This window comes from Streptomyces sp. NPDC111507 (genome assembly GCF_055638955.1).
This window is the reverse complement of record NZ_JBVKBU010000016.1, coordinates 16,752-42,780: the sequence shown is the minus strand read 5'-3', so window position 1 is coordinate 42,780 and position 26,029 is coordinate 16,752. Positions and strand designations below refer to the sequence as shown.

20 protein-coding genes and 5 pseudogenes are annotated in these 26,029 nt (G+C 68.0%); 12 read left to right on the top strand and 13 right to left on the bottom strand.

Going from position 1 to position 26,029, the window contains the following annotated elements:
* Positions 1–253 precede the first annotated feature (253 nt).
* From ACZ7M2_RS41135 to ACZ7M2_RS41120, 4 genes are all read left to right on the top strand, one after another.
* The gene (locus tag ACZ7M2_RS41135) at positions 254–1,636 is read left to right on the top strand and encodes an NADP-dependent succinic semialdehyde dehydrogenase (RefSeq protein WP_471599678.1); all 1,383 of its coding nucleotides are present in this window, start codon (positions 254–256) and stop codon (positions 1,634–1,636) included.
* 96 nt (positions 1,637–1,732) lie between these two features.
* Complete coding sequence (locus ACZ7M2_RS41130) at positions 1,733–2,641, top strand: NAD(P)-dependent oxidoreductase (RefSeq protein WP_471599677.1); 909 nt, start codon at positions 1,733–1,735, stop codon at positions 2,639–2,641.
* Positions 2,642–2,677: 36 nt separating this feature from the next.
* Positions 2,678–3,475 carry a maleylpyruvate isomerase family mycothiol-dependent enzyme gene (locus ACZ7M2_RS41125; RefSeq protein WP_471599676.1) on the top strand — a complete coding sequence of 266 codons (798 nt, stop codon included), beginning with the start codon at positions 2,678–2,680 and terminating at the stop codon, positions 3,473–3,475.
* Positions 3,476–3,795: 320 nt separating this feature from the next.
* The gene (locus ACZ7M2_RS41120; protein WP_355978196.1) at positions 3,796–4,377 is read left to right on the top strand and encodes a phosphotransferase-like protein; all 582 of its coding nucleotides are present in this window, start codon (positions 3,796–3,798) and stop codon (positions 4,375–4,377) included.
* A 35-nt stretch (positions 4,378–4,412) separates the two neighbouring features.
* Here ACZ7M2_RS41120 and ACZ7M2_RS41115 read toward each other — a convergent pair.
* Positions 4,413–4,904, bottom strand: a pseudogene (locus ACZ7M2_RS41115) (transposase family protein); the annotation flags it as partial.
* Positions 4,905–5,048: 144 nt separating this feature from the next.
* On the opposite strand from ACZ7M2_RS41115, the gene ACZ7M2_RS41110 reads away from it, so the two are divergent.
* From ACZ7M2_RS41110 to ACZ7M2_RS41100, 3 genes are all read left to right on the top strand, one after another.
* The gene (locus ACZ7M2_RS41110; protein WP_471599675.1) at positions 5,049–6,017 is read left to right on the top strand and encodes an alpha/beta hydrolase; all 969 of its coding nucleotides are present in this window, start codon (positions 5,049–5,051) and stop codon (positions 6,015–6,017) included.
* Between the two features lie 168 nt (positions 6,018–6,185).
* Entirely contained in the window at positions 6,186–6,443 is a 258-nt protein-coding gene (locus tag ACZ7M2_RS41105) for a hypothetical protein (protein ID WP_471599674.1), read from the top strand.
* Positions 6,444–6,661: 218 nt separating this feature from the next.
* A complete protein-coding gene (locus ACZ7M2_RS41100) occupies positions 6,662–7,546 on the top strand; it encodes a hypothetical protein (RefSeq protein ID WP_471599673.1) in 885 nt (294 codons plus the stop codon).
* Positions 7,547–7,657: 111 nt separating this feature from the next.
* Here ACZ7M2_RS41100 and ACZ7M2_RS41095 read toward each other — a convergent pair.
* Positions 7,658–7,777 (bottom strand): annotated as a pseudogene (locus tag ACZ7M2_RS41095) (IS5/IS1182 family transposase); the annotation flags it as partial.
* Here ACZ7M2_RS41095 and ACZ7M2_RS41090 point away from each other — a divergent pair.
* Positions 7,774–8,101, top strand: a pseudogene (locus ACZ7M2_RS41090) (transposase family protein); the annotation flags it as partial. The pseudogenes ACZ7M2_RS41095 and ACZ7M2_RS41090 overlap by 4 nt on opposite strands.
* Positions 8,102–8,409: 308 nt before the next feature.
* On the top strand, positions 8,410–9,306 hold the full coding sequence (locus ACZ7M2_RS41085; protein ID WP_471599672.1) for an alpha/beta fold hydrolase: 897 nt from the start codon (positions 8,410–8,412) through the stop codon (positions 9,304–9,306).
* Between the two features lie 214 nt (positions 9,307–9,520).
* Here ACZ7M2_RS41085 and ACZ7M2_RS41080 read toward each other — a convergent pair whose 3' ends face one another.
* The 5 genes and pseudogenes from ACZ7M2_RS41080 to ACZ7M2_RS41060 form a co-directional block, all read right to left on the bottom strand.
* Positions 9,521–10,009 (bottom strand): GNAT family N-acetyltransferase, encoded by a 489-nt coding sequence (locus ACZ7M2_RS41080; RefSeq protein ID WP_471599671.1) that lies wholly within the window; start codon positions 10,007–10,009, stop codon positions 9,521–9,523.
* A 533-nt stretch (positions 10,010–10,542) separates the two neighbouring features.
* Positions 10,543–12,606 carry a discoidin domain-containing protein gene (locus tag ACZ7M2_RS41075; protein WP_471599670.1) on the bottom strand — a complete coding sequence of 688 codons (2,064 nt, stop codon included), beginning with the start codon at positions 12,604–12,606 and terminating at the stop codon, positions 10,543–10,545.
* 191 nt (positions 12,607–12,797) lie between these two features.
* Positions 12,798–13,586 (bottom strand): annotated as a pseudogene (locus ACZ7M2_RS41070) (IS5 family transposase).
* Between the two features lie 189 nt (positions 13,587–13,775).
* Positions 13,776–14,237 (bottom strand): YbaB/EbfC family nucleoid-associated protein, encoded by a 462-nt coding sequence (locus tag ACZ7M2_RS41065; RefSeq protein ID WP_471599669.1) that lies wholly within the window; start codon positions 14,235–14,237, stop codon positions 13,776–13,778.
* A 175-nt stretch (positions 14,238–14,412) separates the two neighbouring features.
* Positions 14,413–15,447 carry an MBL fold metallo-hydrolase gene (locus tag ACZ7M2_RS41060; RefSeq protein WP_471599668.1) on the bottom strand — a complete coding sequence of 345 codons (1,035 nt, stop codon included), beginning with the start codon at positions 15,445–15,447 and terminating at the stop codon, positions 14,413–14,415.
* 304 nt (positions 15,448–15,751) lie between these two features.
* Between ACZ7M2_RS41060 and ACZ7M2_RS41055 the strand changes: the two genes are divergently transcribed.
* Positions 15,752–16,132 carry a winged helix-turn-helix transcriptional regulator gene (locus ACZ7M2_RS41055; protein ID WP_470057453.1) on the top strand — a complete coding sequence of 127 codons (381 nt, stop codon included), beginning with the start codon at positions 15,752–15,754 and terminating at the stop codon, positions 16,130–16,132.
* 171 nt (positions 16,133–16,303) lie between these two features.
* On the opposite strand, the pseudogene ACZ7M2_RS41050 reads toward ACZ7M2_RS41055, so the two are convergent.
* The 5 genes and pseudogenes from ACZ7M2_RS41050 to ACZ7M2_RS41030 form a co-directional block, all read right to left on the bottom strand.
* Positions 16,304–16,402: pseudogene (locus tag ACZ7M2_RS41050) on the bottom strand (hypothetical protein); the annotation flags it as partial.
* Between the two features lie 139 nt (positions 16,403–16,541).
* A complete protein-coding gene (locus tag ACZ7M2_RS41045) occupies positions 16,542–16,928 on the bottom strand; it encodes a hypothetical protein (RefSeq protein ID WP_471599667.1) in 387 nt (128 codons plus the stop codon).
* A 172-nt stretch (positions 16,929–17,100) separates the two neighbouring features.
* Positions 17,101–17,436 carry a transposase gene (locus ACZ7M2_RS41040; protein WP_471599828.1) on the bottom strand — a complete coding sequence of 112 codons (336 nt, stop codon included), beginning with the start codon at positions 17,434–17,436 and terminating at the stop codon, positions 17,101–17,103.
* Positions 17,437–17,871: 435 nt separating this feature from the next.
* Positions 17,872–20,535 (bottom strand): SpoIIE family protein phosphatase, encoded by a 2,664-nt coding sequence (locus ACZ7M2_RS41035; protein ID WP_471599666.1) that lies wholly within the window; start codon positions 20,533–20,535, stop codon positions 17,872–17,874.
* A 201-nt stretch (positions 20,536–20,736) separates the two neighbouring features.
* Complete coding sequence (locus ACZ7M2_RS41030) at positions 20,737–21,714, bottom strand: hypothetical protein (protein ID WP_471599665.1); 978 nt, start codon at positions 21,712–21,714, stop codon at positions 20,737–20,739.
* Between the two features lie 524 nt (positions 21,715–22,238).
* Here ACZ7M2_RS41030 and ACZ7M2_RS41025 point away from each other — a divergent pair.
* Positions 22,239–23,336 (top strand): MFS transporter, encoded by a 1,098-nt coding sequence (locus ACZ7M2_RS41025; protein ID WP_471599664.1) that lies wholly within the window; start codon positions 22,239–22,241, stop codon positions 23,334–23,336.
* A gap of 498 nt (positions 23,337–23,834) precedes the next feature.
* A complete protein-coding gene (locus ACZ7M2_RS41020; RefSeq protein WP_471599663.1) occupies positions 23,835–24,239 on the top strand; it encodes a nuclear transport factor 2 family protein in 405 nt (134 codons plus the stop codon).
* On the opposite strand, the gene ACZ7M2_RS41015 is transcribed toward ACZ7M2_RS41020, so the two are convergent.
* Positions 24,130–25,809 (bottom strand): glycosyltransferase family 39 protein, encoded by a 1,680-nt coding sequence (locus tag ACZ7M2_RS41015; RefSeq protein WP_471599662.1) that lies wholly within the window; start codon positions 25,807–25,809, stop codon positions 24,130–24,132. The genes ACZ7M2_RS41020 and ACZ7M2_RS41015 overlap by 110 nt on opposite strands.
* Positions 25,810–26,029: the final 220 nt, after the last annotated feature.

The following is a 26,029-nucleotide window of genomic DNA, read 5'->3' as shown; positions in this document are numbered from 1 at the left end:
CGGTCACCGCAGCCGCCGATGCACATATCGCCCAGTTCACGTGTCTGCGATTGCGACACTTCCGATGCTGTGCGTGGTGATCGGCAGCGGGCGGGGTGGCAGCCGCTCGGCGGGGCGTCGCTGCTGGTCGGCGGGGTTCTGGCTGATCTCGAAGGTACGGCTCCCTCCCGATGGCGAGCGTGCCACCTCACGGGACCCATCTGAGGCAAAAGGGCGAATTGCCTACTCAATCGGACGGTCATAGCGTGGATTCATGGCTATCGCAACGACGAGTCCCGTGACAGGTGAGGTCCTGAGGAGGTTCGACGAACTGACTCCTGAGGAACTGGAGGACAAGCTCGCGCGGGCGGCGGCTGCGGCCGCCTCGTACCGGCTGGCGAGCGTCGAGCAGCGGGCGGAGTGGCTGCACCATGCGGCCGACCGTCTGGAGAAGGAGGTCGAGAGCGTCAGCGCGATGATCACCACCGAAATGGGCAAGACCTTCCGGGCGGCGGAGGAGGAAGTGGCCAAGTGCGTGCGCGGGCTGCGCTTCTACGCCACTGAGGGCCCCGCGTTCCTGCGGGATCTGGAGGGTGACGGCGGGCGCGTGGGTGCGAAGCAGACGTTCGTGACGTACCAGCCGATCGGTGCGGTACTCGCGGTGATGCCATGGAATCTGCCGTTGTGGCAGGCCATGCGGTTCGCTGCGCCCGCACTGATGGCGGGGAACGTGGGTCTGCTCAAGCACGCCTCGAACGTGCCGCAATGCGCCTTGTACCTGGAAGAACTCTTCCGTGACGCGGGCTTCCCTGACGACGTGTTCCAGACCCTGCTGATCTCCGCTGGGAGGGTGGAGCAGGTGCTGCGCGACCCGCGCGTGGCGGCGGCGACGCTGACCGGCAGCGAACCGGCGGGGCGGTCGGTAGCCACCATCGCCGGCGACGAGATCAAGAAGGTGGTCCTCGAACTCGGCGGCTCCGACCCGTTCATCGTCATGCCCTCCACGAACCTGGAGCGGGCCACCGACGTCGCGGTGAAGGCGCGGTGTCTGAACAACGGCCAGTCCTGCATCAACGGCAAGCGCTTCTTCGTGCACGAAGACATCGGTGACGCATTCATCGAGATGTTCGTGGCGAAGATGGGCGCGCTGGTGGTGGGCGACCCGATGGACGCGGGCACCGACGTCGGACCGCTGGCCACCGAGTCCGGCCGACGGGACGTCGAGTCCTACGTCGACGACGCCGTCGCCAAGGGCGCGTCGGTCCTCTTGGGCGGCGAACGCCCGGACGGGCCCGGCTGGTTCTACCCGCCCACCGTGCTGACCGGCGTCACGCCGGAGATGCGGATGTACCACGAGGAGGTCTTCGGCCCCGTGGCGCAGGTGTGGACGGTCCCCTCCCTGGAGGATGCCTTGCGGGAAGCCAACGGGCACCCCTACGGCCTCGGGTCGAACCTGTGGAGCGAGGACGAGGCCGAACGCGAACTCTTCGTCCGCGACGTGCAGTCGGGCATGGCCTTCATCAACGGCAACACGACCAGCTACCCCGAGATCCCCTTCGGTGGCGTCAAACGCAGCGGCTACGGACGCGAGCTGTCCGACCTCGGCATGCGGGAGTTCATGAACGCCAAGACCGTCTGGATCGGCCAGGACGCCTGAACCTCCCGATACCGGGCGGCAGTCGACAGCACTGGCATGCGCTCCGGCCGCCACGGCGGACGGCGCGCGGCGCTTCGATCGTATGGAGGCGCGACGATGAGCGGAACGAACCGGACCCCGTCGTCCGGGCAGCCAATGCCCGTGGTCGCCGTGCTCGGCACGGGCACCATGGGCGAGGCCATGGCACGCAACATCGCCGCGGCGGGAGTGGAGCTGCGCGCCTGGAACCGCAACCGCGCCGCCGCCGAACCGCTGGCCGACGCCGGCGCCGCGGTGTGCGACACACCGGCCGAGGCCTGCCAAGGCGCCGACATCGTCCTGACCGCGCTCGCGAACGAGAAGGTGGTCGCCGACGTGATGGACCAGGCCCGCGACGGCCTGGGCGGCCACACGGTGTGGGTACAGACGTGCACGGTCTCCCCGGACGGGTCTCGCCGTCTCGCGGAACAGGCGACCCGCCTGAACCTCGCGTACGTCGAAGCTCCCCTCCTCGGCACCAAGGAACCGGCCGTGGCCGGCACCCTGACCATCCTGGCCGCCTCACCCCAGCAGGAGACACGGGAAGAGGTACGACCGGTCCTGGAGGCGGTGGGCACCCGCACCATGTGGCTCGACGAGGTCGGCCAGCCGAGCAGCCTCAAACTCGCCTACAACGCCTGGGTCCTGACCACCGTCGAGGGCATCGCGGAGTCCCTCACCCTCGCCGGCACCCTGGGAGTGGACCCCCGCCTGGTCATCAAGGTCATCGACGACAGCGGCCTCAACAGCCCGTACGTCCAGAGCAAGGGCCCGAAGATGATCGACGACGACCTCGGCACCCCCTCCTTCCCCCTCGAAGCGGCGGCCAAGGACGCCGACCTGATCACCGACACCGCCCGCGCCGCCGGCCTGCACCTGGGCATCGCGGAATTCGTACGCGAACGCCTCCGCCGCGCGGCCGACGACGGACTCGGCCGCGCGGACGTCGCCGCGACCTACCGCATGTCCCGCAAGGCCGCATCCTGACCGGCCCGTCCAACCGAGAGAGGCGAGGGAGGAACAATGACCCGTGCCGGCATCGCCGCCGCACGTTCGAGCACGGCGCACCTAGCTGAGATCATCCCCCAGGTGGACGACGAGCAATGGGAGCTGCCGTCCGCGTGCACCGGCTGGCGTGTCATCGACGTGGTGGCCCACCTCGCGGCCCTCGCCTCCGAGTCGGTGGACCCGCCGCCGCCCGATCCTTCCCTGCCGACGAACCGCGAGCGGTACCACGACCTGCGCGTCGACGAGCGACGCGGCTGGAGTCATGCGGAAGTCCTCGACGAGTGGCGACGGAGCACGCCCCGGCAGCTGGACCTCCTGGAAGCGGCCCAGAAATCGCCCGGGGCAGACGAGGCTGTCGGGGTGCCCGGCCTCGGGACGTATCCGCGCCACCTCCTGGCGAACACCATGGCGTTCAACGTCTTCTGCCACCTGCACAACGACATGCTCGCCCCGGACGGCCCGCTCCCGTTCACCCTGCCGGAACCGACCGACGACCAGGTCGCCCCCGCCGTCGACTTCATGCTCGCCGGCCTCCCCCAGATGCAGGGACCCGAACTCACTGCCACCGTCGACAGGCCCCTGGTCCTCGACCTGACCGGGCCAGGCGCCACCACCGTCACCGTCTTCCCTGCGTCCGGGCCGGACGGGAAGCTCACCGTGGCACCCGGTGCGGACGCCACCACTCGGGTCCACAGCACAGCACTCGACTTCATCGCGTGGGCCACCACCCGCAAACCCTGGCGCGACCACTGCCGCATCACAGGAAACGCCTCGGCCGCCACACCGTTCCTCGACTGCCTCAACATCATTTGACGATGCCGACATGGGGAGTCTGGCCACAGTTACTCATTCGAGATCCCCTCACGCTCATTCGGAGATCGGTGAATCCGAGCGTTTCAGCGGTCCCGCTGCACCGGACACGCGACTGAGGGTGCGATAGCCCAATCTGAAGGCCTTGCTTTATCGCGGGGCACCTGTCCCACCGCATCAGACCAGGTCAGCCGCCCAGATCAAGGGTGACTGACTTCACATCCGGCGCCCTTGACGAGATTTTCTTTATCAGCCGAAAAAAACAACGGCATTCTCGGGGCTAGACTCCGGCCAAAATCGGCAACGCGGTAAAGGAGACTGAATTGCCGACCAACGATTCCAGCGTGACCTCGCGGACCGGCAGTCTGCTGCTGCTCGGTGGACCGCCGGGCGCCGGCAAGTCCGCCGTCGCCGAGGCCCTCGCCTCGACTGCGGAGCAACCAACGGTTCATCTGCACACAGACAGCCTCTACATGTGGATCCGCTCGGGCTTCGTCCCGCCCTACCTTCCGCAAGCTCAACGCCAGAACGAGGTCGTCATTGACGTCATGATCAACGCGGCGTGCGCGTACGCGCACGGCGGATACGACGTCGTCCTGGACGGCATCCTCGGCCCTTGGCTGCTGACGCCCTTCCGCACGACCTGCCAACAGGACGACCTCGCACTGTCCTACGCCGTCCTGCGGCCGAACCTGGACGTGGCACTCACGCGGGCCACCCAGCGGGAGGGACGGCAGTTGAAGGAGATCGACCCCATCGTCGGCCTGTACGGCGCCTTCGAAAACCTGGGGGCGCTGGAGGACCACGTAGTCGACTCAAGTGACCAGACCGTGGAGCAGACCGCTGCAGAGATCCTCGCCGGACTTCGCGCCGACCGGTTCGCCCTGAAGGCCGCAGAACAGTGACCAGGACACGACCCTGCGCAGACGTACTGTAGGCGTCACTTCAGGCGCCTGGTGGTGGAGCGGTAGCCCGGGGTCGCCCGGCGAACGAGCAGGCGCAGTGTGTGACGATCGCGGCGGAGAGGTAGCGGTAGAAGTCCACGACGCGGCAGCACTTCCCTGTGCAGCGCCGCCGCTTGCCGAACCCGTTCATCCACGCGTGGCTGCGCTCCACCACCCACCTCTTGCTGGCCCATGTCGGGGCAGGGACGCCCTTGCGGCCGATCTGCCCAGTGAACCCCAACTCCCCTTGCCCACAATGCCGAGCGGAACGCCCGTGGCCGCGGTCGCCACCGAGCGCTTCAGTCCCTGTTCCCCCGGTCCACGGGGGAGCGCCCGGCGGCCTCGCCACCGCACGGAGTCTTGGTAATGCAGCCGTCCACGGGCAGTTCGTTGAGCTCCAGGCCGGTCATGCGGCCGCATGCCTGGAGGGCGAGCGCGTGGAGCTGCTCCGCTATTCCGAGCTGCGCCCAGCACGTTGCCGTTGCCCTTCCTCTGCCCAGCCAGGGACGGACTGGTGCCATCGCGGGCGTACCACCGCCCCGCTATCCTGATCAGGGGTGCATATATCTATGCAAACAGTGCATCTGGCGTCGTTGCTGCTACCCGAACCCTGCAGGGAAAGGAAGATCAGCATGCCTTCAGTGTTTCCCACTCCGATCCTGGAACCCGCGGCGCAAGACCTCGCCGAGGCGACCTCCCCGCACCCGCGCATCTACGAGATGCCGCCGAATCAGGGACGTGACATCCTCGCCGGCCTGCAGACCGGGGAAGGTGTCACGAAACCCGACGTCGAGGAGGAGTGGGTGACCGTCGACGCCGGCAAGTGGGGGCAGGTACGCACCCGCATCGTGCGCCCGCGCGGCATCTCCGGGACGCTTCCGGTCATCCTCTACATCCACGGCGCCGGGTGGGTGTTCGGCGACGAGAACACCCACGACCGTCTCGTACGCGAACTCGCCGTCGGCGCCGAAGCGGCTGCGGTCTTCCCCGTCTACGACCGGGCCCCCGAGGCCAAGTACCCCACCCAGATCGAGCAGAGCTACGCCGTGGCCCAATGGTCCGCCCGCGAAGGCGCAGAGCACGGCCTGGACGCCTCCCGCCTCGCCGTGTGCGGCGACTCCGTGGGCGGAAACATGTCCGCGGCCCTCGCCCTGATGGCCAAGGACAGGGGCGATGATGTCCGGGTCGGTTGCCAGGTCCTGCTCTACCCCGTCACCAACGCCGACTTCGACACCCCGTCCTACCTACAGTTCGCGGACGGGGAGTACCTGACCCGGGACGGAATGATCTGGTTCTGGGACCAGTACACCACCGATGCCGCCCAGCGCGCCGAGCCCTACGCCTCGCCGCTGCGGGCCAGCATCGACCAGTTGCGCGGCCTGCCCCCGACCTTGATCATCACCGACGAGGCCGACGTCCTGCGTGACGAGGGCGAGGCCTACGCGGCCAAGCTTCGTGAAGCCGGCGTCGACGTCACCGCGGTCCGCGTTCTGGGCATGGTCCACGACTTCCTGATGCTGGACCTCCTCCGTGACACCAACGCGACCAAGGTCGCTCGTCACCTCGCCATCGACGCACTCAAGACCGCCCTGCACGACTGACACGGACGATGTCCGTGATGTGAGGCCGAGCTCGGTGGCCCGCGCTCGACGGACTGCTCGCGGCCGTCGAACAGCCGTCGGTGGGAAGCCAGCCGACGGAGCCTGTTTGCGCAGACCTGTCGTGCGCCTTTCCCACGGTGGGTGGGACAGGCGATTAAATTCCGGAGCATGACTACAGAGCCGCAGCGCTTCCGTATCTTGTTGGTACCTGAACACATCGAGGGCAGAGACGGCGCCTCGGTGGAGGACTCGGCCGTGCGATCGGCAGTCGTCGAGGCGACGGGCGAGACGGGCGCCTCGGGCTACCCCCGTTACGCCGGGGACGGGATCGTGGCCGACATCGACCCCCGTACCCGCACGGTCGAGGCGGTGCTGGTCGATGGTGCAGAACTGGACTACGGGCTGAACGCCAGGGTCGCTTCCTGATCGTCCCTGTTCTCCCGGTGACGCCGCGTAGCGAGTGCCACTGGCTGTTCTGGCTGTTCGATGGCCCGTTGAATGCGACGGGCCATCGAGCAAGGCCGGGTTGATGAGGCGAGGCCGAGTCGGCCCGGCAGCCCACCCACCCAACTGGTGAGCCTTCCCGGGCACAGCCTTATATTGGCCCGGGAAACGTCGGTGCGTGCCGGGGGGATTGAGCGCTCTTGCGACGATCAGGTAGAACACGTCGAGCGGCCGTCTTGCTCTGCGCCGTTGCCGTGCTGTTCCTCGGCGCGTGCGGGACACAGGTGGCCGGTCAGGGGGACGAGAGGTCACCCTCGCCGGCGGCAACCGAGCCGATCCCGTGGACCACGATGCAGCCTTCCGCGGTCACCGGAGTTCATCTCAGCGGGGACCGCCGCACGCTGCTCCTCGACACGCAGGTGCCCAGTGGCGCTGACGCGTGCGTGCGCAAGCTCAAGGCAGTGCTCACCGACCCGATGACGGACCTCGTGCGGGTGCAGGTCACCTTCACCTCGCCGTCCGGGGACAGGGCTTCCGGGTGCACCAAGGAGAGCACGGCCACGGCACAGGTCAGGCTGCCCGAGCCGCTGGGCGACCGGGACGTGATCGTCGACCACTACACGCGCTTCACCGCCGATGGTGCCAAGCCGCCCGCGCTGCGGTTGTGCGGGAAACTGGGCTGCACACCGCCCGTCACCGGCTGTACCACTGCCTCCTATGATCAGGCGTTGATGGCGGTCGGCGCGCCCGAGCACACGTATCTGAACTCGGAGAATTGCGACGGGAAGTGGCTGGTGCTGGACTTCTCCTGGCGCACGGGACCGGCCTGTGACGACTCGACGGACCCTGCCTGCTCCTCCCGGCTGGGCGACCGCTGGTTCTTCCGGGCGAAGAAATCGGGCTGGGAGTCGATCATCCGGACCTCGGCCGGAGGCTGCCGGGATGTGCAGCGCAAGGAGCCCGCCTTCCCGTCCTCGCTGTGCGAGTCGCTGGCTCCGCTGTCCCCCTCGCTGCACCCGAGTTATCCTCCACCGTCCGCCTCTCCGACGCCCGGCGTGCGTTCCACTGCGACGGCCAACCCATGACCAAAGACAGCTGCGGCTTCTTCTGACTGTCTTATGGGGTGTCACCGTCCCGCCGCATGTCAGAAGCAGCACTCCCTTTCCAACAGCGCACGACAGAGCCGGACATGTCGATGCCTTCGTCGACGCGGTCTTGACGGCTTCTGCGAGCGTCGGCGCGAGAGCGGCCAGACGCGCGACTGCCATCGTGATGTAGCGGTGGATGGTGGCGGTGCCGACAGCGAAGCCGGACGCCGCTGCCGATCGACCGGATCACCGCCGACCGGCCCTTCTACTCCGGCAAGCACAAGAGACGCGCCATGAACGTGCAGGTCATCGCGGACCCCAAGGGACGCCTCCTATGGGCCTCACCAGCCCTGCCCGCGGTCGTCCACGATGTCCGGGCAGCCCGCGAGAACGGCATCATCGACGCGCTCGACCGGGCCCGCATCAATTGCTGGGCCGACAAGGGATACCGCAGTACCGGGGGCGGTCCGAGTCCCCTGCTGGGACCGATGGGAAAACCTGTCCACGGGCCAGCCGTCGGTCAACCGGTCCCACCCGAAGATCCGCCATCTGACCAGCTCAGACTGAGGAGGGAAAAGGCTCAGCGCTTGACGCACGGCGCCGGACGGTCACCGGACTGCGCGATACGGCACGACGTACGTTCCGAACACCCTTTGCCTCCGGCATTCACTCCCAGGGCGTACTTCTTTCACCCGTTTCACCCGGTTGGAGCGCTGGCCGAGCCTGCCGGTGCGGACGCCTGAACAATCCGTGTCATAGGCCTCACGGAAAGCGAGAACGGCATGCCAGCATTTCCGGTCCCGGGTTCACGGAGCCGAATACGTCGCACACACGTCATGGCGGCCGGGTGCGCCGTGGCCATGTGCACGGCCCTGGCGGCCCCTGTCGCCGCGGCCACAACCACGACCACGGCCAAACCCACCATCGTGCTGGTGCACGGGGCGTTCGCGGACGCCTCCAGTTGGAATGGGGTAGTCGAACGGCTGGAACGCCGTGGCTACACAGTCATGGCTCCCGCCAACCCGCTGCGCGGGCTGTACACCGACTCCGCCTACATCGCCTCCGTGTTGGACAGCATCAAGGGCCCGATCGTACTGGCTGGTCACTCATACGGCGGCGCCGTGATCAGCACGGCCGCCGCGGCCAACCCCCGGGTGAAGTCGCTGGTGTACGTGTCGGCACTGATGCCCGACGTGGGCGAGAGCGGAATGTCCCTGGGTGCCAAGTTCCCCAGCGAACTCGGCACCGCCACGAAGTCCGTTCCCTACCGGGCCGGCGGCGTCAGCGGGACAGACCTGTACCTCAAGCCCGACAGGATCCATCCGGTCTTCGCCGCGGACCTGCCGGAAAACACCGCGAGGGTCATGGCGGCCACCCAGCGACCTGCGGCAACGACCGCGTTCTCGGAGACGGCCAAGGTAGCCGCCTGGAAGCACATCCCCTCGTGGTTCATCGTCGCGAAGCAGGACAAGACCATCAATCCCGACCAGGAACGCTTCGAGGCGAAACGCGCAGGTTCACACATGGTGGAGATCAACTCCTCCCACGTGGCCATGGTCTCCCACCCCGACGCGGTCACCGCCCTCCTCCTCCAAGCAGCCGCGGCGGCCGATCCCGTCCGGCCTGCGCTGGCCGCCACCGGTACCACCCATGACGCCCGGGCCGAGACCGCACTCACCGGCATCGCCGCCGGCTGGTTGATCGCCGGCACAGGAGCCGTCCTCCTGGGCCGCCGTCTGAGACGCTCCCGGCCGTGACAATGCTCCGGGACGGCGCCATCCCGGACGATCAGTGAACGGTCACGGAGTCCTTCGCGGCGGAATGACGTCGGGGATGGCTGTGGTGACGGAGGGACGTGCGGCCTCCGGGGCGAGGGAAGCGCGATGGTACGGGTTGCCGGCAGTGCGGACAGCGCCGGGTCACGACCGGTCCCAACGGGGGGGCGCTCCAGGGTCGGTTGGCGGGGCGAGGCTAGATATGGCGCTGATACCAGGTGCCTGGCTTACCTCCGACATCGGCTGGGTCGGCTGGGCCGACCGGGACGAACCCGGCTTTGGTCAGCACCTTCTGTGACGCGGCATTCTCGAGGGCAGTAGCCGCCCTGAGTGTGCGCAGCCCGTGCCGCGTCGCCGCCAGCTGACACAGATTCCGGACAGTCTCCGTCGCCACGCCGCGGCCGGCAACGTGTTGCGCGACCCGGTAGCCGAGTTCCGCCGTGCGATCCTCGATGTTGACCAGGTTGAACCGGCCGAGTACCGATCCGTCCTCGGCGACGAGCACATGGAACGCGCAGGTGCCGATCTCCTGCTCAGCCAGCAGGGCGCTGTGCCGGTCGGCGAACTGGTCGAAGAAGTCGTCGCCGCGGTCAGAGACCGCGGCAGCGAAATACGTACGGTTCGCCAACTCGAAGGCCAGGACTGCCGACGCATGGTCGGCCTGAAGTCGCTGCAGCTCGGGCATGGCCCGACTCTACCCAGATGGCGCCCTGAGGCCACCTGGGTTTCCGCCGGTCCCCGCTGGCCTGCCTGACGCTCGGCGAGATCGCCCGCCGCCTCGGACTGGACCGCAATACCCGTTGCCACCGAGCTGTACCAGCAGATCCGCGAACGGGGCTTCCGCGGCGGGTACTCAACACTCTCCCGCTACGTGGGGACCCGGCGCGACGGCACTGCCGTCCCCGCCCCTTCGCCCATCCCGGCTCCCCGCAGGATCACCGGCCCGTAGGCACCCTGCGCGCCCGAGCTGCCCATGCCGCCCATCGACGCGGTGGCGCAGAGCAGGACGTTGATGGGGCTATGTGAATCTGCTTCCGGCAGGACGGAGGGAGTCGCTCGGGTAGGTGAGCGCTGCCTCGTCGGCGGCGCCGCCGACGTAGCGCACGTGTGAACACCCGTCAGTTGGCCGATCCGGCCACAGCTGTACGGGGGTTGGCGCGATGCACCGGCATCCCTGTGGGCGGGACGCCGGTGCGGGCGCACTGTCGATCGCTGCTGTCAGTCGCTGTGGACGCCGACGTCGCAGAGCGAGTAGCCCCAGCCGGTGCCGCGTTGCAGGCCGTGGACGCGGACGTAGCGAGCGGGTGTGCCGCTGAAGTGAGCGGTGTCCAGTCCGCCGTCGCCGGTGGTCGTGGACCAGACGGTCTGCCAGTTCACACCGTCGGTGGACAGTTCGATGCGGTACGACTTCGCGTAGGCACGTTCCCAGTCGAGGGCGACGCGCCCGACCCGGTGGGTGGCGCCCAGGTCGACTTGCAACCACTGGTCGTCACTCCAGTCGCTGGCCCAGCGGGTGTCCCGGGTGCCGTCGACGGCGCGGCTGGGCGCGTAACTGACGAACGGGTTCCACTCGGTCGAACTGGCTGTGGCCGGCGCTCCTCTGGCCAGATCCACCGATGCCTGGTGCTGTTCCGTGGCTCCCCAGGTGCCGAGATAGGACTCGGCACCGCGGAATAGATCGTCGACCACGCTCTGGCCGCCGACCTTGCGGATGTCCTCGATCCAGTCCGGGACGAGGCCGTAGTGCGCGGCTCCGTCCGTGTTCAGGTCCCAGGTGCGCTGCCCCGTGGTCTGCCGGTCGATGAGGGAGCCGCCGTCGGCACTGCGGAACGGGTAAGTGACCTTGTTCGGGGCGTCCGCACCGCGCGGTCCGGGCCAGCCGCCGACGCCGTTCATGTCGGTGCCGTAGCCGTAGCCGACGCCGTACTTGTCGCGCAGGGCCTTGGTGCGATTCGCCTCGGCGACGAACCCCTCCGAGCCGTGCATGTACTGGGCGACGAAGCCGCCGAGGCCGTAGACCCGGTCGGTCCAGTCGATGTCCATCCAGCTGTGGGAGGAGAGCACGCCGGGGTAGGAGGCGGACTCGAAGATGTCGAGCACCCGACCGACGCCCTTGACGCTCATGTGGTCGATCTCCAGCATCATCTTGCGCTTCATCATGCCGCGCACGGCGTACTCGCCGAGGTCAGTGAGCCCGCGGCTGTTGCACTGGGCGTCCGTGCCGTACGACGGGACGCTCACGCCGGGCGGGAGCTTCGCCTCGGCCTCGGGTGCCGCGGCCGAACCGATGGGGTTGTCGTGCTGGGGACCGGTGCACTTCTCGGTCTTCCAGAAGGTGCCGGTGGACAGGAACTGCCCGATGTTGATGGCGGTTCCGAGCGTGCCGGAGTCGAAGCGCACGCCGCACAGCGCGTTGTCGAACTTGTGGCACAAGAACATGCTGCGCACGCCCAGCGAGTACAGCTCGTCCAGGCCCCGGTCGATGTCGCCCTTGTCGCACTGCGGGACGTCCAGGATCATCTTGCAGCCGAAGGGTTCGGAGGTCTCGACCCCGAGGACGACCGCCAGCTTGCCCTGCTGGATGACCTCGCGGGCCTGGGCGCTGTCGGTGACGATCCGGAACCAGCCCTTGCCGGGGCCGCCGTACATCTTGTCGACGTAGGCCTGGAGGTCGTAGGTCATCCTTGCCTGGAGCCTGAGCGAGGTCATCTCGTCGCAGCTGCGGTCCTTGAAGAAGTACACGGAGCAGATCACGCCGTTGGTGACGAGGTCGTTGACCAGCACGCGCTGGCCGCCGCGCCAGGCGCGTTCCACCCAGGCGTAGTAGTTCTGCTGGTGGGTGAGCGAGTCGTGGGCGGGCCAGTCCTTGAAGGTGGGCCAGCCGACCGGGTCGTGCCGACCGTCGCCCCCCTTGGTGATGAAGTCGAAGATGGCGAGGGAGCCGTCGGGGTAATGCTCGGGGCAGTCCTTGAGCGCGTCGGCGATACCGGCCTCGGAGAAGACCTTGCCGCAGATGAGCCGACCGCCGAACGCCTCGTTGGCGAACAGGTGGTCATGGGCGTCGACGAAGCCGCGCACGTGACCGTCCGCGTCGGTGCCGGTGAACGGCTCGCCGGTGACGTTGATCCGGGAGTCTGGTGCGGGCCGTGCGACCGGGTCCCACCAGTCGCCGCCCGCCGCCGCACTCGGGGTGGGGCCAAGGGCGAAGGACAGTAGGAGGAGCAGCAGCGACACGATGGTGACGTGCTTGCGTCTGCGGTACGGGCGACTGGTCGGGGTCACGGCCCACGTCCCTCGGTCGGCGGGATGCGCGGTCGACGCTCCAGGCCGGCCAACGCCCCCGTAGGCCTTGGCCTGAAATTGTCATGCCCAGCGCGAGATTCGCCCACGAGGATCGTCGTTGTTGTACGTCGAGTCAAGAGGAACGCACAGCTCGTTCACAGCGGGTGCTGCGGGGTCGAGCCCAAGAACTCCTATCGGAACGACCTCAGGCGTCGCCAGCAGATGAGTGCGCATCTCAGGGTGAGGAAGGCTTCATGTAGGCCGTCGCGCATCTCCCAACAAATCCACAGGCGGCGGAACCATGGCAGAGGGGCGAACGCTCGCTCCACCACCCAGGGTTGGGTGCCCAGGCCAGAGCCGTGCTCTGTGCCGAGGCGGGCGTCAGCGGCTTCACGCCGAGGTCCCGGACCAGCCGGCGGTACGTGCCGTCGTCGTAGCCGCGGTCGCCCAGCAACCACGTCCGGGTGCCGCCGGGGCCGACCCCGCTTGCCCCGCTTGCCCTGCTTGCCCGCACCAGCGGCACGGCTTGGAGGAGGGGGATCAGCTGGGTGACGTCGTTGCGGTTGCCGCCGGTCAAGGGGGTGACGAGCGGGATGCCGGTGGCGTCCGTGATCACATGATGCTTGCTGTCCGTCCTGCCCCGGCCGACGGGGCCTCCTGCGGTCTTGGCTCCCCCTTAACGCCCGGATGCGGGAGCCGTCGACAGCAGCCCGGGAGAGGTCCAGGACGTTCGCACCGCGCAGCTTGGCAAGCAGAACCTCGTGCAGCCGGGGCCACGCCCCGGCCTCGGTCCACTCGGCCAGGCGACGCCGGCAGGTCATGACCGACCCGAAGCCGAGTTCCTGCGGCTGGTGTTCCCAGGCGATCCCGGTATGCAGCACGAACAGGATGCCCTGGAACACCAGCCGGTCAGGATGCCGCTTGCGCCGCGGATGCCGCATCCGACGCTCAACCTTGGGCAGCAGCGGCTCGATCACCACTCACAACTCGTCATCGACTTCCCAGGGCTTCGGCCGTGCCACCCCGCACCCCCAGATCACCAATCCTGGAGTGATCCAACCACTTCGAAAATCATTTCGTCAGGAGTGTTGTCCGGAGCCCCGGGGCTTCCTGCCTCCGGCCCCCTGTCGCCTCACCCTGCAGTCGATCCGGATCGCAAAGGCCTGCCGTCAGTCGGCGAAGTCCCCAAGGGCAATCCACCGGAGAAGACCCGAGTTCCCGGGCTTGCCGTCGTCGGCGTTCGCGCCCACGGACGGCGGCGAGTTGAGTTTCTCGGACGGCGGTCGGGCCGGTGCGGACCCGCCTCGAGGTGGATCGCCGATCCCGGCTTCCGGAGGGCGCGGGGCCGAGGTCCACTCGGCCACCTGCTCCAAGGCCCTTTTCTGAGCCTCCCGAACCGCGGCCACCAATACCTCGGACAGCTCTTTCGGGGCCATCCGCTGGTAGGCATCGGTGAGGAAGTCAATCTCCGTGATGTCGCCCTCTGCGCCGACCGTCACCCTGACGCACTGCCGGGGCGCGGAAGACGTGCCTGTGACCTCGCTCCGGCGCCCCGTTTCGAACGGCTCTTCCCGCTTGTCTCCGCAAGCCGCGGGCAGGTCATCGGTCCCCTGTTCATATGGAGTGCTCATCGCGTCCTCTCTTGTTCCGCTGAACCCCGGGCTGCGGCCACCAGGGCGCACATTGCCGATGCCATGTCTCTGGTTGCCCTGGGCAGATTGCCCGCCGTCCCCGCGCCGTCGGCGCGGGGACGGCGGGCCCCGGCCGGCCGGAGGGGGATGGCCGGTCGGCCGGGGTGATGGTGGGTCACGGGAAGTTGATCGTGGCGTCCGTGGAGATGGAGACGACGACCGAACCCGCGGAGTCCGCGGTGAAGGTGTCGACCGCGGCGATCTCGGTGCCCCACCGTTCAACGAGTTCGGCCTGCGTCGCCCGCGCCACCCGGTCGATCCAGACCTTCTGGGCGGCCCAGACGTTCTCCGGCTCGGCCTGGGCCGCGGCCTCGGCGAAGGAGATCGAGCCCATGTTCTTCTTCGTCGTGTTCCAGAAGTCGACGAAGAAGGCCCGCGACTGCTGGACGTCGGCCCGCGTCCCGGTGCGGTAGACATGCCCCCCGACGTACGTGTCGAAGTCCAGGCCCAGGATGGCGTCGTGCGCGAGCAGGATGCCCGGCAGGTAGTCGGCGTTCCCCCAGCCGCGGTAGGGCGCCCATCCCGGCATGACGACGTCGGTCATGGCCACCAAACGCTGCGCGGGAAAGTAGGTGAGGACGTTTCCGGACTCGTGGTTGGCGCCCGGATAGATGAGATGGATCTCCTCACCGCCGACGTGCAGTCGGTTGTACCGGCCGTCCACGATCTTCTGGGGCATCGGCCGCGCGGGGTCCTTGTGCAGGGCGAGTACCCGTGCGCATTCGGCGTGGGCGATGCGCACCGCATCCGGGAAGTCGGTCACCGCGCCCACGTGGTCCAGGTGGGAGTGGCTGTATATGAAGTGGGTGACGGGCTTGTCGGTCACCGAGGCGATGGCCTCCTGGAGCTTTCCGCGGGACGCGGGCGGCGCGTCGACGACGATGACGCCGTCCCGCGCCACGACGAACACGGACTGGACGAACCCCGTGATGACCACGTAGCCGTTCCGGCCCGCGCGTTGGAGCCGGTAGCCCTTGCCGTTGTCCGGCAGGGGCTTCGCCTGGGCGGGGAGCGGCAGGAATCCCGGCTTCGAGGAGGGAGGAGAGGACGCTGTGACGCCTTCGGCGTGGACGCTGCCCACGCCGAGGGCGAAGGCACCCGCCGCGGCCGCGGCGCCGCCGCCTCGGATTACGGAACGACGATCGAACATGACAATCCTCAGATTCGGTCGAAAGGAATTGGTTGGGCCGGCCGGATCAACACTAGGAGATGCTTGAACTTTCATCAAGTTTGAAAAGAGGGTCTCTTTTTTGTTACCAGGTCACTTGTAAGTGACCTGGTTGGCGATGAATGACCGTCGGTCGAGGCCTCGTCGCCGTCATTCTTGATCCGCCGCCTTCAGCACCGGATCCCGGAATTCACACGCCGCCGGAAAGCGGCGGAAATTCATCTCTGGCGAACGGTATGGTGAACGGGCCTCCATTCCACGGGCCGGGGCAATGTATGTTGACCGGATGAGCGCAGCGCCTCGGCGGGAAGCCGAGATCTACGGCAAGGGCACACCCACACGAGAGGCCGTCGAGCGGCTGGCCAACCGGTGGACCGTGCTCATCACCTACGCCCTCGAGGACGGCCCCACCCGGTTCAACGACCTCAGGAACCGGCTCGGGGTGAGCGCGCAGGTGCTGAGCCGAGTCCTCCGCGATCTCGAGCGGGACGGGCTCATCACCCGAAGGATCTACCCTGAGGTACCGGTCCGTGTGGAGTACGAACTCACCCCGCTGGGCGGGACGATGTGCCCGGTCGTGCACGAGATACGGCGATGGGCGGAGCAGGTCGCCCCTGCCATCGGTGAGGCACGAACGGTCTACGATCAGAGGTCGCGGACGTCGTGATCCAGGGGATGCGGTGGGTGGCTGCCACCACCACCTCACAGACGGAGGCGGCTTGGTGAAGGCGATTCCGCCGGGCGCCCCCGAACCGCCGCCGAGCGCGGAGGGCCGGGGCATCAGCCCTGTGGGAACCCTCTGGACTGTCGGACGCCCCACCGGCTGGGCCAGCCTCTCCGCTGAGTGGGACTTGACGAACGTGTAGACGTACTCCTTGTGCGGTCCTTTGCGAGAGGCGTCGAAGCGGCAGGACAGGAAGACCTCGTTCACCCAGTCCTGCTCATGGTTTGCCTACCAGTTCCTCGATCAGAGGTCTGTCAGCGCGGAATCGGCAGCGGCGCGCCTGGCCGGAGTCCGCGGTGATCCGGCGGTTCAGGGTGGCGGCGATCTCGTCGTACGTACTTGAGTTCCCGCGTCATTCCATTGTGCCGCTTGCGCCGTCCGACCGTGGCCGTCCTCCGGTCCGGAAAGTCGTACACCATGGGGTACCAGATCGCGCCGGAATACTGCAGGAAGTGCGCGTGCAAAGGACCGGACTTTCTAAGCGGCCGGATTCGACGGGCCAGGCGTCGTTCTGGTTGAAAATGCGGACGCTGCCGTCGTCCACCAGCAGGCCCGATTCGCCGATCGGTCCGCCGGTCGGCGACGTCAAGGCGTTGATCAGGATGCGAAGGCCGCCTTCGAGTTCCGTCGCCTGGTTGTCACGGGGGGGGACAAAGTTCCTGAAGCCCAGGCCCTTCAAGGCGTCATGCAGATCAGGGACGGGGTAGCCGGTCAGTACGACGGTGGTCTCCTTGGACATGTGCCGCTTCCGCGAGTCAGGGTCGAAGTGGTCACGATGCAGGCGCGAGACAGCTCGGCGATGTGCTTGCGGGCCGCAGCGAGTTCGCACAGGTCGTTGCTGTTCATGCCGGGCAACTGCCCAGTATCGATGAGGTGCTGGCGACGCCATGCATAGATCGTCTGGTCGTTGATCACGGTGCGCCATATGTGGTCGGCCAGACGTCTTTTGAGGCATCATCGGGATTCCCCGGCGGTCTTGCCTTCTGCGATCTTCCGGTGGTGGTAGATACGTCCGGGGCTGCCAGGCTTGCGAATCTGGCTGATGGCGATCGTATGTAGTGCGAAGTTGAGTTGCCGGTCGCCCTTGCGGGAGAGGCGATGGCTGGATCGTCCGCGCTGGCAATCTCAATCGGTGCGACCTCGCAGTAGTTCGCGAATGCGGCAGCGGTGGGCAAGCGGTCGGGTCGTCCGGTGCGGGCAAGTAGCAGCCGCCCGGCCAGGACTGGCCCGATGCCTGGGGGCTGCATCAGGGTGCTGTTCATTGCGTTCACGACTTGACTGAGCTGGGTGGCGTTCGCTGACAGCTGTGCGTCGAGCCTCCTCAATTCTTCATCAAGCCTCGGCGGTGGACAGCTGGAGCGGGGCTCCGCAGGGAACCAGGGTCGCGGAACAGCGCGTGCAACTGGTTGGCAGCACGGACCCGGTACTGGAGGGCGAGGTTGCCGCGGTGCTCGTCGAACAGCGCGAGGACCGTGGTGTCGCCCTCAGATGCGACAGACTCCTCATCGGCGGGACGACGGGGGAATCCACGGTCAACACGCCGACTTCCGGAGTCGCCTCCTTCTTCGGTTGTCCTGTCCAATGCCGAGCCTCGGTCGCCGTCATTTCGAGGACGACTGCGACCTGGCCCTCCCAAGGAGCGGCGCCGTCTCGGGATTCGCGCGCCGTCTCGGGATTCACGCTCATATGTCTTCGAGGCCGGTGCCCTGCATACAGGTGCCCTGTTCTACGGGGCGGTTCTCCGGCGATGTAGCCCCTGCCCCGTCGGTGTCCGTGATGTGCGGGAGCGGCTGCTCTGCCCAGATCGTCTTGCCCCTCGTGTGGTACCGGGTGCCCCAGAGCTTGGCGAACTGGGCGACCATGAACAGTCCGCGTCCTCCCTCGTCGGTGTCCAGGGCGCGTCGTATGTGCGGGGAGGTGCTACTGCCGTCGGAGACTTCGCAGATCAGGCTGCGGTCGCGGATCAGCCGCAGCGTGACGGGGGGCGTGCCGTAGCGGATCGCGTTGGTGACCAGCTCGCTGACCAGCAGCTCGGTGGTGAAAGCCAGTTCCTCCAATCCCCAGGCGGCCAGCCGCTGCGTCACCACGGCACGTGCCTGCCCCGCAGACTCGGGCTCGGCAGCCAACTCCCAGGACATGTGGTGCTCGGGGGTCAGGGCGCGCACCCGCGCCAACAGCAGCGCCACGTCGTCCTGGAGGCGGTCCGGGAGGAGCCTGCGCAGTACCTCGTCGCAGAGACCGCAGAGACCGCCGAGGCCACCGGGCGGGCCCGCGTCCTGCGGGGCCGGCACGGGGCGTTGCGATGACGGTGTCGTACGGAGCCGGGCCCGGGCGTCGGCACTGTTGCCCCAGGGTTTGCTCAGCCCCACGGTGTAGAGCACCAGGGTGTCCCCGTCGGTGAGCGTCACCTCTCCAGATTCGAAGGGAATACCGCCCGCGCCCAGTGGCGCGCCCGAGGGGATCTCGATGGCCTTCACCCCTCCGCTCGTCGCCAGCAGCGTCGGCGGGGGATGGCCGGCGCTCGCCAGGGCGCAGGACCCTGAGATCGGGTCGAAGATCGCGTAAAGACACGTCGGCGACGGCTTGTCGGCATCCGGTCCGCCGCTCTGCTCGTCCCGGAACCGCTTGACCTGGTCGTCCAGATGAGTGAGCAGTTCTTCGGGAGAGTAGTCCAGCTCTGCCAGGGTGCGCACCGCAGTCCGCAACCGGGCCATGGTCACCGCGGCGTGCAGTCCGCGCCCCCCGGCATCGCCCACCACCAGCGCGACCCGCGCACCCGACAGGGGAATGACGTCGAACCATGCACCGCCCAGTACCACCTGCCCGTTCGCCGGCAGGTAGCGCGACACCGTCTCCACGCCGCCAAGGACCGGCAAGCGCTGCGGCAGCAGACTGCGCTGCAGCGCCGCGGCCGTGGCCCGTTCGCGGGTATACCGGCTCGCGTTGTCGATGCAGACCCCCGCACGCGTCACGAACTCCTCGGCCAGCAGGATGTCGTCGGTCTCGAAGGCATGCGCTCGAGCGAAGCGCGCGAACACCACCACACCCAACACGGCACCGCGCGCTTGCATAGGGACCATCAGCCAGGAATGAATTCCGCGCTCCCGGATTTCCGCGGCCCGACCCAAGTCTGATGTGGTCAGCTCCGCATCAAGCTCCTGCCCGGTCAGCAGCACAGGCTTGCCAAGGGCGAGGGCCCGCGCGGTGGGCGATCCGGGCGCTGCGGCGAACGGGTCGATCTCACCCGTACCGACCGCCATGGAAGCAGGCTCCCCTGGCAGCATCGTCTCCGCGGCCCGCCGCAGCGGCACCGTGTCCGGGACCGGTCCGCTCACCGGCTCCTCGCCGCCGAAGACCGGATCCAGCAGATTCACGTAGGTGTAGTCGGCGAACCACGGCACGGCCACATCGGTGAGTTCCTTCGCGGTGTGCAGGACATCCAGTTTGCTGCCGATCCGGGCACTTGCCGCGTTCACCAGGTCCAGCCGCTCCCGTGCACGGGCCTCCTCGGTGACGTCGAACACCATGTGCGCCAGAGCGACCACCTCTCCGGAGCTGTTGCGCAGGGGCAAGATACTTTCCGACCACACCGCGTCGCGGTCCGGTTCCCGAGGGTCACGCCCGTGTACTTCGGTGCCGATCAGCGCCTTGCCGCTGGCGAAGACCTGCTGCTGGCGCTCCTCCAGCGCATTCATGTCCAGCAGCCCGGGCGGAGCCACTTCCCGCATGGTGTGACCGACGACGGTGTCGGCGAATCCCGGGGCACGGTTGCGTGAGTGGTTCTGTGCCAGGAACCGCAGGCGCGCATCGAAGATGTCGATGATGAACGGCGACTCTGTGAACAGACCTCTCAGGAGTGCCTGCCGCAGCTCGTACTGCCGCAGCGCTTCCGCGCTTTCGGCCTGGACGAGCCATTGCTCCGCGTGGTCGCGCGCACAGGGGTGCGCCCACATCACGACCCCTACCGCGTGGCCGTCTCGGTGCCGCAGTGCTGAGGCACCGAGAAAGACGGAACCTCCGGTGGGGCGAAGGCCCGCTATCCGGGCCGCGTCGGCCTGCGAGAACAGCAGGCTCGCCCCGGTCAGCCCCCGTGCTTGTGCTGCGGTGTGGCCGAGGAGACGCTCTGCTCCGGGACTCCAGCTGACCACTACGCCACGTGCATCCACGACGGCGAACGCGTCCCCTCGTGGCTGGACCAGCGTGTCAGAAAGCATCGTGTCGCACCGTCCGTAGATCGTGCCACTCGGCCGCGTCACGCCCAAGGCATCTACAGGTAAATAGTGCCTCTCCCCATGATCCGCGGCACCCGCTGCGCACTGTGCGCGGCAGTCTGCTGCACTACCCACGGCTGGCTGCTGAGGCGTCCTACGGGCAGGAGCCGCGCCAGAAGGTCTTCCTGGAAGGTGCCGAGTGCGCTTCGTGGCGCCCGGTCTTCCACCTCCGCTCGAAGCAACAGCGCCTTACGGCGCACACAAGATCGGCGCCAGACCCCGTTCATCCGTAGGGAACTGGGGAGCGGAGGCCGTACGCCGACAACGGGGTTCCGTCTACGTGGTCCAGAGGCGGCCCCTCCCGGGTGCGGCACTGTCGAGGGTCCTCAGAATGATGGGCGCGCCCGTGGCCGCGTTGACCGGGTCCACCACAAGGTCTGAATCCTGACGGGAGCTGAGCAGCCCGTCGGCCGAGAGGTCGTAGCGGAAGTCGTCGGCGCGGTCGCCGGTCGCGATGCTGCACGGGCTGCGTTCGAGGCCGAACGGCTGCAGGAAGTCGAGAAACAGCTCCGGTTCCGCCGTGTTGCGCAGCAGCCCGTCCGTGCCGGGTCTCCACAGCCGGCCCGGCCGGTCCGTGCAGGTGGCGGTGATCGCGGGGGCGCCGATGGTGGCCCGGTCGCCGTGGACGTCGAGGCACAGACCGGTCCGCGCGTTCCGAAAACGGGTATCCGTGCCACCGCCCGCGGTGGCGGAGACGTCCGGTGGCACCGCGGACGAGCCGCCGGTCGGCGGATCGCTGGCGGTGGGCGCGGGGAACACCGTTCCCCCGGCTCCGGAGCCCGCTCCCCCGCCCTCGTCCGTGACCGCGCGGTACACCAGTGTGGCCGCCAGCAACTCCGACGCCGACGAGCACGAGCTACGGCCCCGGTGCTGCTGGATGTCGGGCGTGGGCTGCACGGCGCGTGGGCGCGCGTAGACCCCGATGAGCCGGCTGTATCGGCGGCAGTAGTCGTCAGGGGCCAGATCGAGATGGGCCTGCCGTGACTCCACGCGCAGCCGTGTGCGGGCGCGTTCGAGTTCGAGCCGCGCCTCGCCGGCCTCCAGGCCGGCGAGGGTCGCGGGTGTCGCAATGTCCTGGGCCTCGGCCTCGACCTCCGTGTGCCACAGCAGCAGTTGGCCTCGCTCAGGGAGCCGCTGGAAGGCACGGCGGAGCAGGGCGCATCGCTGGCGGAGGGCAGCGGCGTGCGGCGGGCTGCCGTCCTGACCCGACCGCAGTTCCGGCCGCAGTCCGTACCTGCGCACGTTGGTCCCCACGCGACGACCGCCCCGGCGCCCGCGCCCAACAGGTGGCGCCGCCACGGGTAGGCCGGGCCGCCCAGGCCTGCCCTGCCGTCTAGCCCGCGCCGGGTGGGGCGACCTGCTTCTTCGGGGCCGTCTTCTCTCCGCCCCCCGTCGCCACTAGTGTCTTCTTCTGCCCGATTCCCTCTTCGATCTCGATTCCTCGATCTCAGCACTCAACGTTTCTGCCGGCGCTGGAGCCGACGCCGACGCGGACTTCGATTCCGCCCCCGTCGACGTCATCATGGACGACTCCTGGCGGCGGGGGCGGTGCCCACGACGGGCGCCGTCCGCCCGGACCGTCCCACCGCGCAGCGGAAGGTTCACCGTGACACCGCGGCACTGGTTTCGTCGTACCGCGCCGGATTTCCGCCATAGCGTACGGGGATTTCGCCATACCGTATTGGCTCGGCCGGAAACCGTCTCCTACCGTTCAGCCCTGCAGACCCCCGGCGCGACGGCCTTCTTCCTGGCCGCGGCTCCAGCCCGGATCGTTCGAGGTGGGCGGCCTGGTCACCGGTTCGTTCGCCGTGGCGGAGACCCTGGTGGGCCCGCAGACGGCCCGTCTCATGGACCGTTTCGGACAGCCGCGCGTCCTCGTCCCCCTACTGTGCGCTCACGCCGGTGCGTTCACCACCCTGGTCGCGCTGACCCTGACGGGGGCGCCCCCGGTCTCGCTGATGGCGGCCGGCCTCGCCGCCGGGGCGACCATCCCGCAGTTCGGTGCGCTCTCCGCGGCCCGCTGGTCGGCCTTGCTGCACGGCAGGGCCGACCTCACCCCGGCCTTCGCACTCGAGACCATCAGCAACGAAGTCGCCTTCCTCCTGGGTCCCACCCTCGCGGTGCTGATGGCAACCCAGGTGCACCCGGCCGCGGGTACGGTGCTGGCGGGGGCGCTCGTCGTCGGCGCTGGAATGACCTTCGCGGCGCTGCGTCGTACAGCCCCGGCGCCCTCCCCGGATCGGACGGCCGCCCGGGGCCAACGGCTTCTGCTGACCCAGAACTTCGCCACGCTGCTGGCGGTCAACCTGGCCCTGGGTGTCTTCTTCGGCTCGATGCAGGTCTCCGTGAGCGCCTTCGCCGGCGTTCACCACGCCGCCGCGGCGGCCGGGTTCCTGTACGGGCTGATGAGCGCGGCAAGCCTGCTGGCCGGTCTGGCCTACGGGCGACACCGCCGGCACACCCCGCCCGCGGACCAACTGCCCCTGATCCTGACCTTTTTCGCCTACACATCGCTGCTGCCGCTCCTGGCCAACTCCCCCTGGCAGCTCGGCTTTGCCCTCCTGCTCCCCGGTGCGGGCGTCGCTCCGTGCATCATCGTCTCCTCGACGCTTATCGAGTCGGTCATGGATCGGTCGGTCCTGACCCAAGCCTTCACCTGGACGAACTCCGCGAGCGCGGCGGGCATCGCCGTCTCTGCCGCCGCGGTCGGTCGACTCGTCGACGGCCCAGGCGGCCCACGAGCCGGCTTCGCCGTCCCCTGCCTCGCACTGACCGCAACCGCAGCCCTGACCTGGGCCGGCCGTCACGCCTTCACTACGGTTACCTCGGCATCCGGGCAGACGCCATCGACCGGGAGTGGTCGGCTGCGGGGGTGATGTTGGTCCAGTCGGCGTGACGGCGTAGACCGTCCTCGTCTGGGCCTTGCCTGTCTTGGTGTTGACGCGGCGTCGCTCACCTGGCGCTGGGTGATGACGGTCTGGGTGCCGTGCAGGGCGGCAGCCTCCAGGTGGCCCGCCGATTTGACGCCGGTGCGCGAGCCGCACATCGCCTCACTGTCCGGGTCAAGTCCGACGCGGACCTCCGGGTCGGTGTCTGCTGCGTACCGGGCGCTCTGCGCGAGGGGGCGGACTTCGGCGAGCACCGTCGTCAGGCACAGGGCCGGCAGCACGCCGAGGCGGCAGCGGCGCCCGGGCACACGGCGGGGATCGGGCACAGCGGCCGGCACCTCGGATGGGGAGACCCGGCTCACTGAATTTTTCTGAACGTGATCCGTTCGCCGATCGCCTTGGCGCAGTGCCCGCTGCGGCTGGCCGGGGGCATTGCCTGGGGAGACAATGAGGACACGGCCTGGATAGATCTCGTCCGATACTTCTGTGATCGGAGGGAACGCGGTGGGAGACCAGCAGACTCGAGCAGCGCTGGACCGGCACTGGGCAGCGTCCGCTGCCGGGGACCAAGACGTCGAGCACGAGATCTATCACGACGACGTCATCACTGACTATCCCCAGTCGGGTGAGCGCATCCACGGCCGCCGCAATCTCCAGGCGCTGCGCTCACACCACCCGGCCAAGCTCACCTTCACCCTCCGCCGGATTCTCGGTAGTGGGGATCTTTGGGTCACCGAATATGTGATCGACTACGACGGGAAACCGGCATCCACCATCAGCATTATGGAATTCCACGACGGCAAGGTCGCCCACGAGACCCAGTACTTCGCGGAGCCGTTCGCTCCGCCCGCCTGGCGTGCCCAATGGGTGGACTCGATGCCCCAGTTCTGAGCTCATTACGACGGTGCAGGCGCCGGTGGGAATCGCGCGATGCCTTCGCGTCCACCGGGGAGCCGTCGACAGCCGCCACCATCGCGGACTGCGCCTTGCGGACGTAGACCGTGATACGCGCCCCAGTGACGCGAGTTGTTCCACACTCACGAAAATAGCGCTTCAAGGTCCTTGTTTTTGCCTCCTCCTGGGAGTTCGTGTCCGAGTGCGCACCCTCTGGATCGCGGACCGCGACGATCCGGCTGAATTTCAGAATGCGTGCCGGTATGTCTTGGGCGGGAAGCTCGATTCCGGCAAGCGTGTTCGAAGAAGTGGGGTCCTGTACCAGGGCCAGATCTGTGAGGATCCGGGTGTCTTCAGGGTTGGCTCCCGTCCAGACTCGGTGTCGGCCAGGCAGATAGAGCAGTCCGTCGCCGGGACGGCCTGCATGCCGTAAGGCGTTGCCGATGGCGATCACGTCATCGTGTCGGCTTTGGGGCATCCGCAGGTAAAGGCTCGGCGGCAGGAGTGCGGCCAGCACCGCAAGAGCTGCGACCCACGAAGTCCGAGAAGACAGCTGCCGTCTGTGGAAACGATCGATCCCGGCACCCAGCAGCAACGCGAATCCGATGCTGCTGTAGAGAACGTACCGGTCGACAAAGAGGGGCTTGACCGGTGAGAGAAGGAGCAGCAGGAGGCCGGGGAGCACGAGGATCGGCAGGGCCAGGGCCGACAGTTGTATCGGCGCCCTGCCATTCAGGGGACGCCGGGCACATCTCATGCCCACGATCACCATGGCCAAGAACCCCAGAAACTGCACGGGATCGGGCCAGGAGATCCAGGAAACCTGTGCCGACTCCCCCGAACTGCGGATCGCCAGCGGCAGCAGCCCTGCGACGATGCACGCGGCAGTCACGCTCCACGCCCTCAGTAGTGAACGTGGAACGCCGGAGACGAGCAACGTGGTGCCGTGTGCGGCCAGGGCGAGGACAGCGAACTCATGGAGCAGGCAGGCAAGCAGCATGGTGGAGCCGTAGGCCGTCCACCGCCACCGTGTGTGGCGTACGACGCAGGTGACGAGCGCATAGGTCGCCCAGGTGACGAGGGCGCACACCATGGCGTAGGAACGGCCTTCTTGTGTGTACCGCTGGATCTGCGGGACAAGGGGAAACACCAGTCCGGCCAGCAGCCCGGCGCGAGGTCCCGTAAGGCGCAGCCCCAGAAGTCCGACTCCGGCCGCTGCCGCGGACATCGCCAGCACCGACGGCAGCCGCAATGTCAGCAGACCGCCACCGACGAGGCCGTAGATTTCGTGCATGATGGCGTAGTAGAAGGCGTGGACCAGATCAACATGCTGGGCGGTGCGCCATATGTGGGTCAGATCGCGGTGCGCGAGCTGATAGGTGACGGACTCGTCGCCCCACATACTGTTCTGCCTGCGGAGGCCCCAAAGTCCAAGAGTGAACGTCACGGTCATGGGCACGATGGCGACAAAGGCCTTGATGCGGAATCGGGAGAGGCCGCTGGAGGACAAGGCGGCCTGTGCCGGCTGCGGTGCTTGCTCACGAACGGTACTGATCTCGAACTCCAAGTCTTGGACCGCATGACGGTGACGCGGGAAGTGAGCAGGCGGAGCGGTGAGAGCGAAGAAGTGATGCACAGCCTCAGCTCACCGAGCGGGGCTGCGGGTCCGGGAGGGGCCACTGCCCCGGGTACGGCGGGGCCGCGGTCGTCACAAGGCATTGGCAGCAGGGTCTTTCAGAGGCAACAAAGGCGCCGTCAGCGTGCCCGGCTCTGCTGACCCGTCGCTG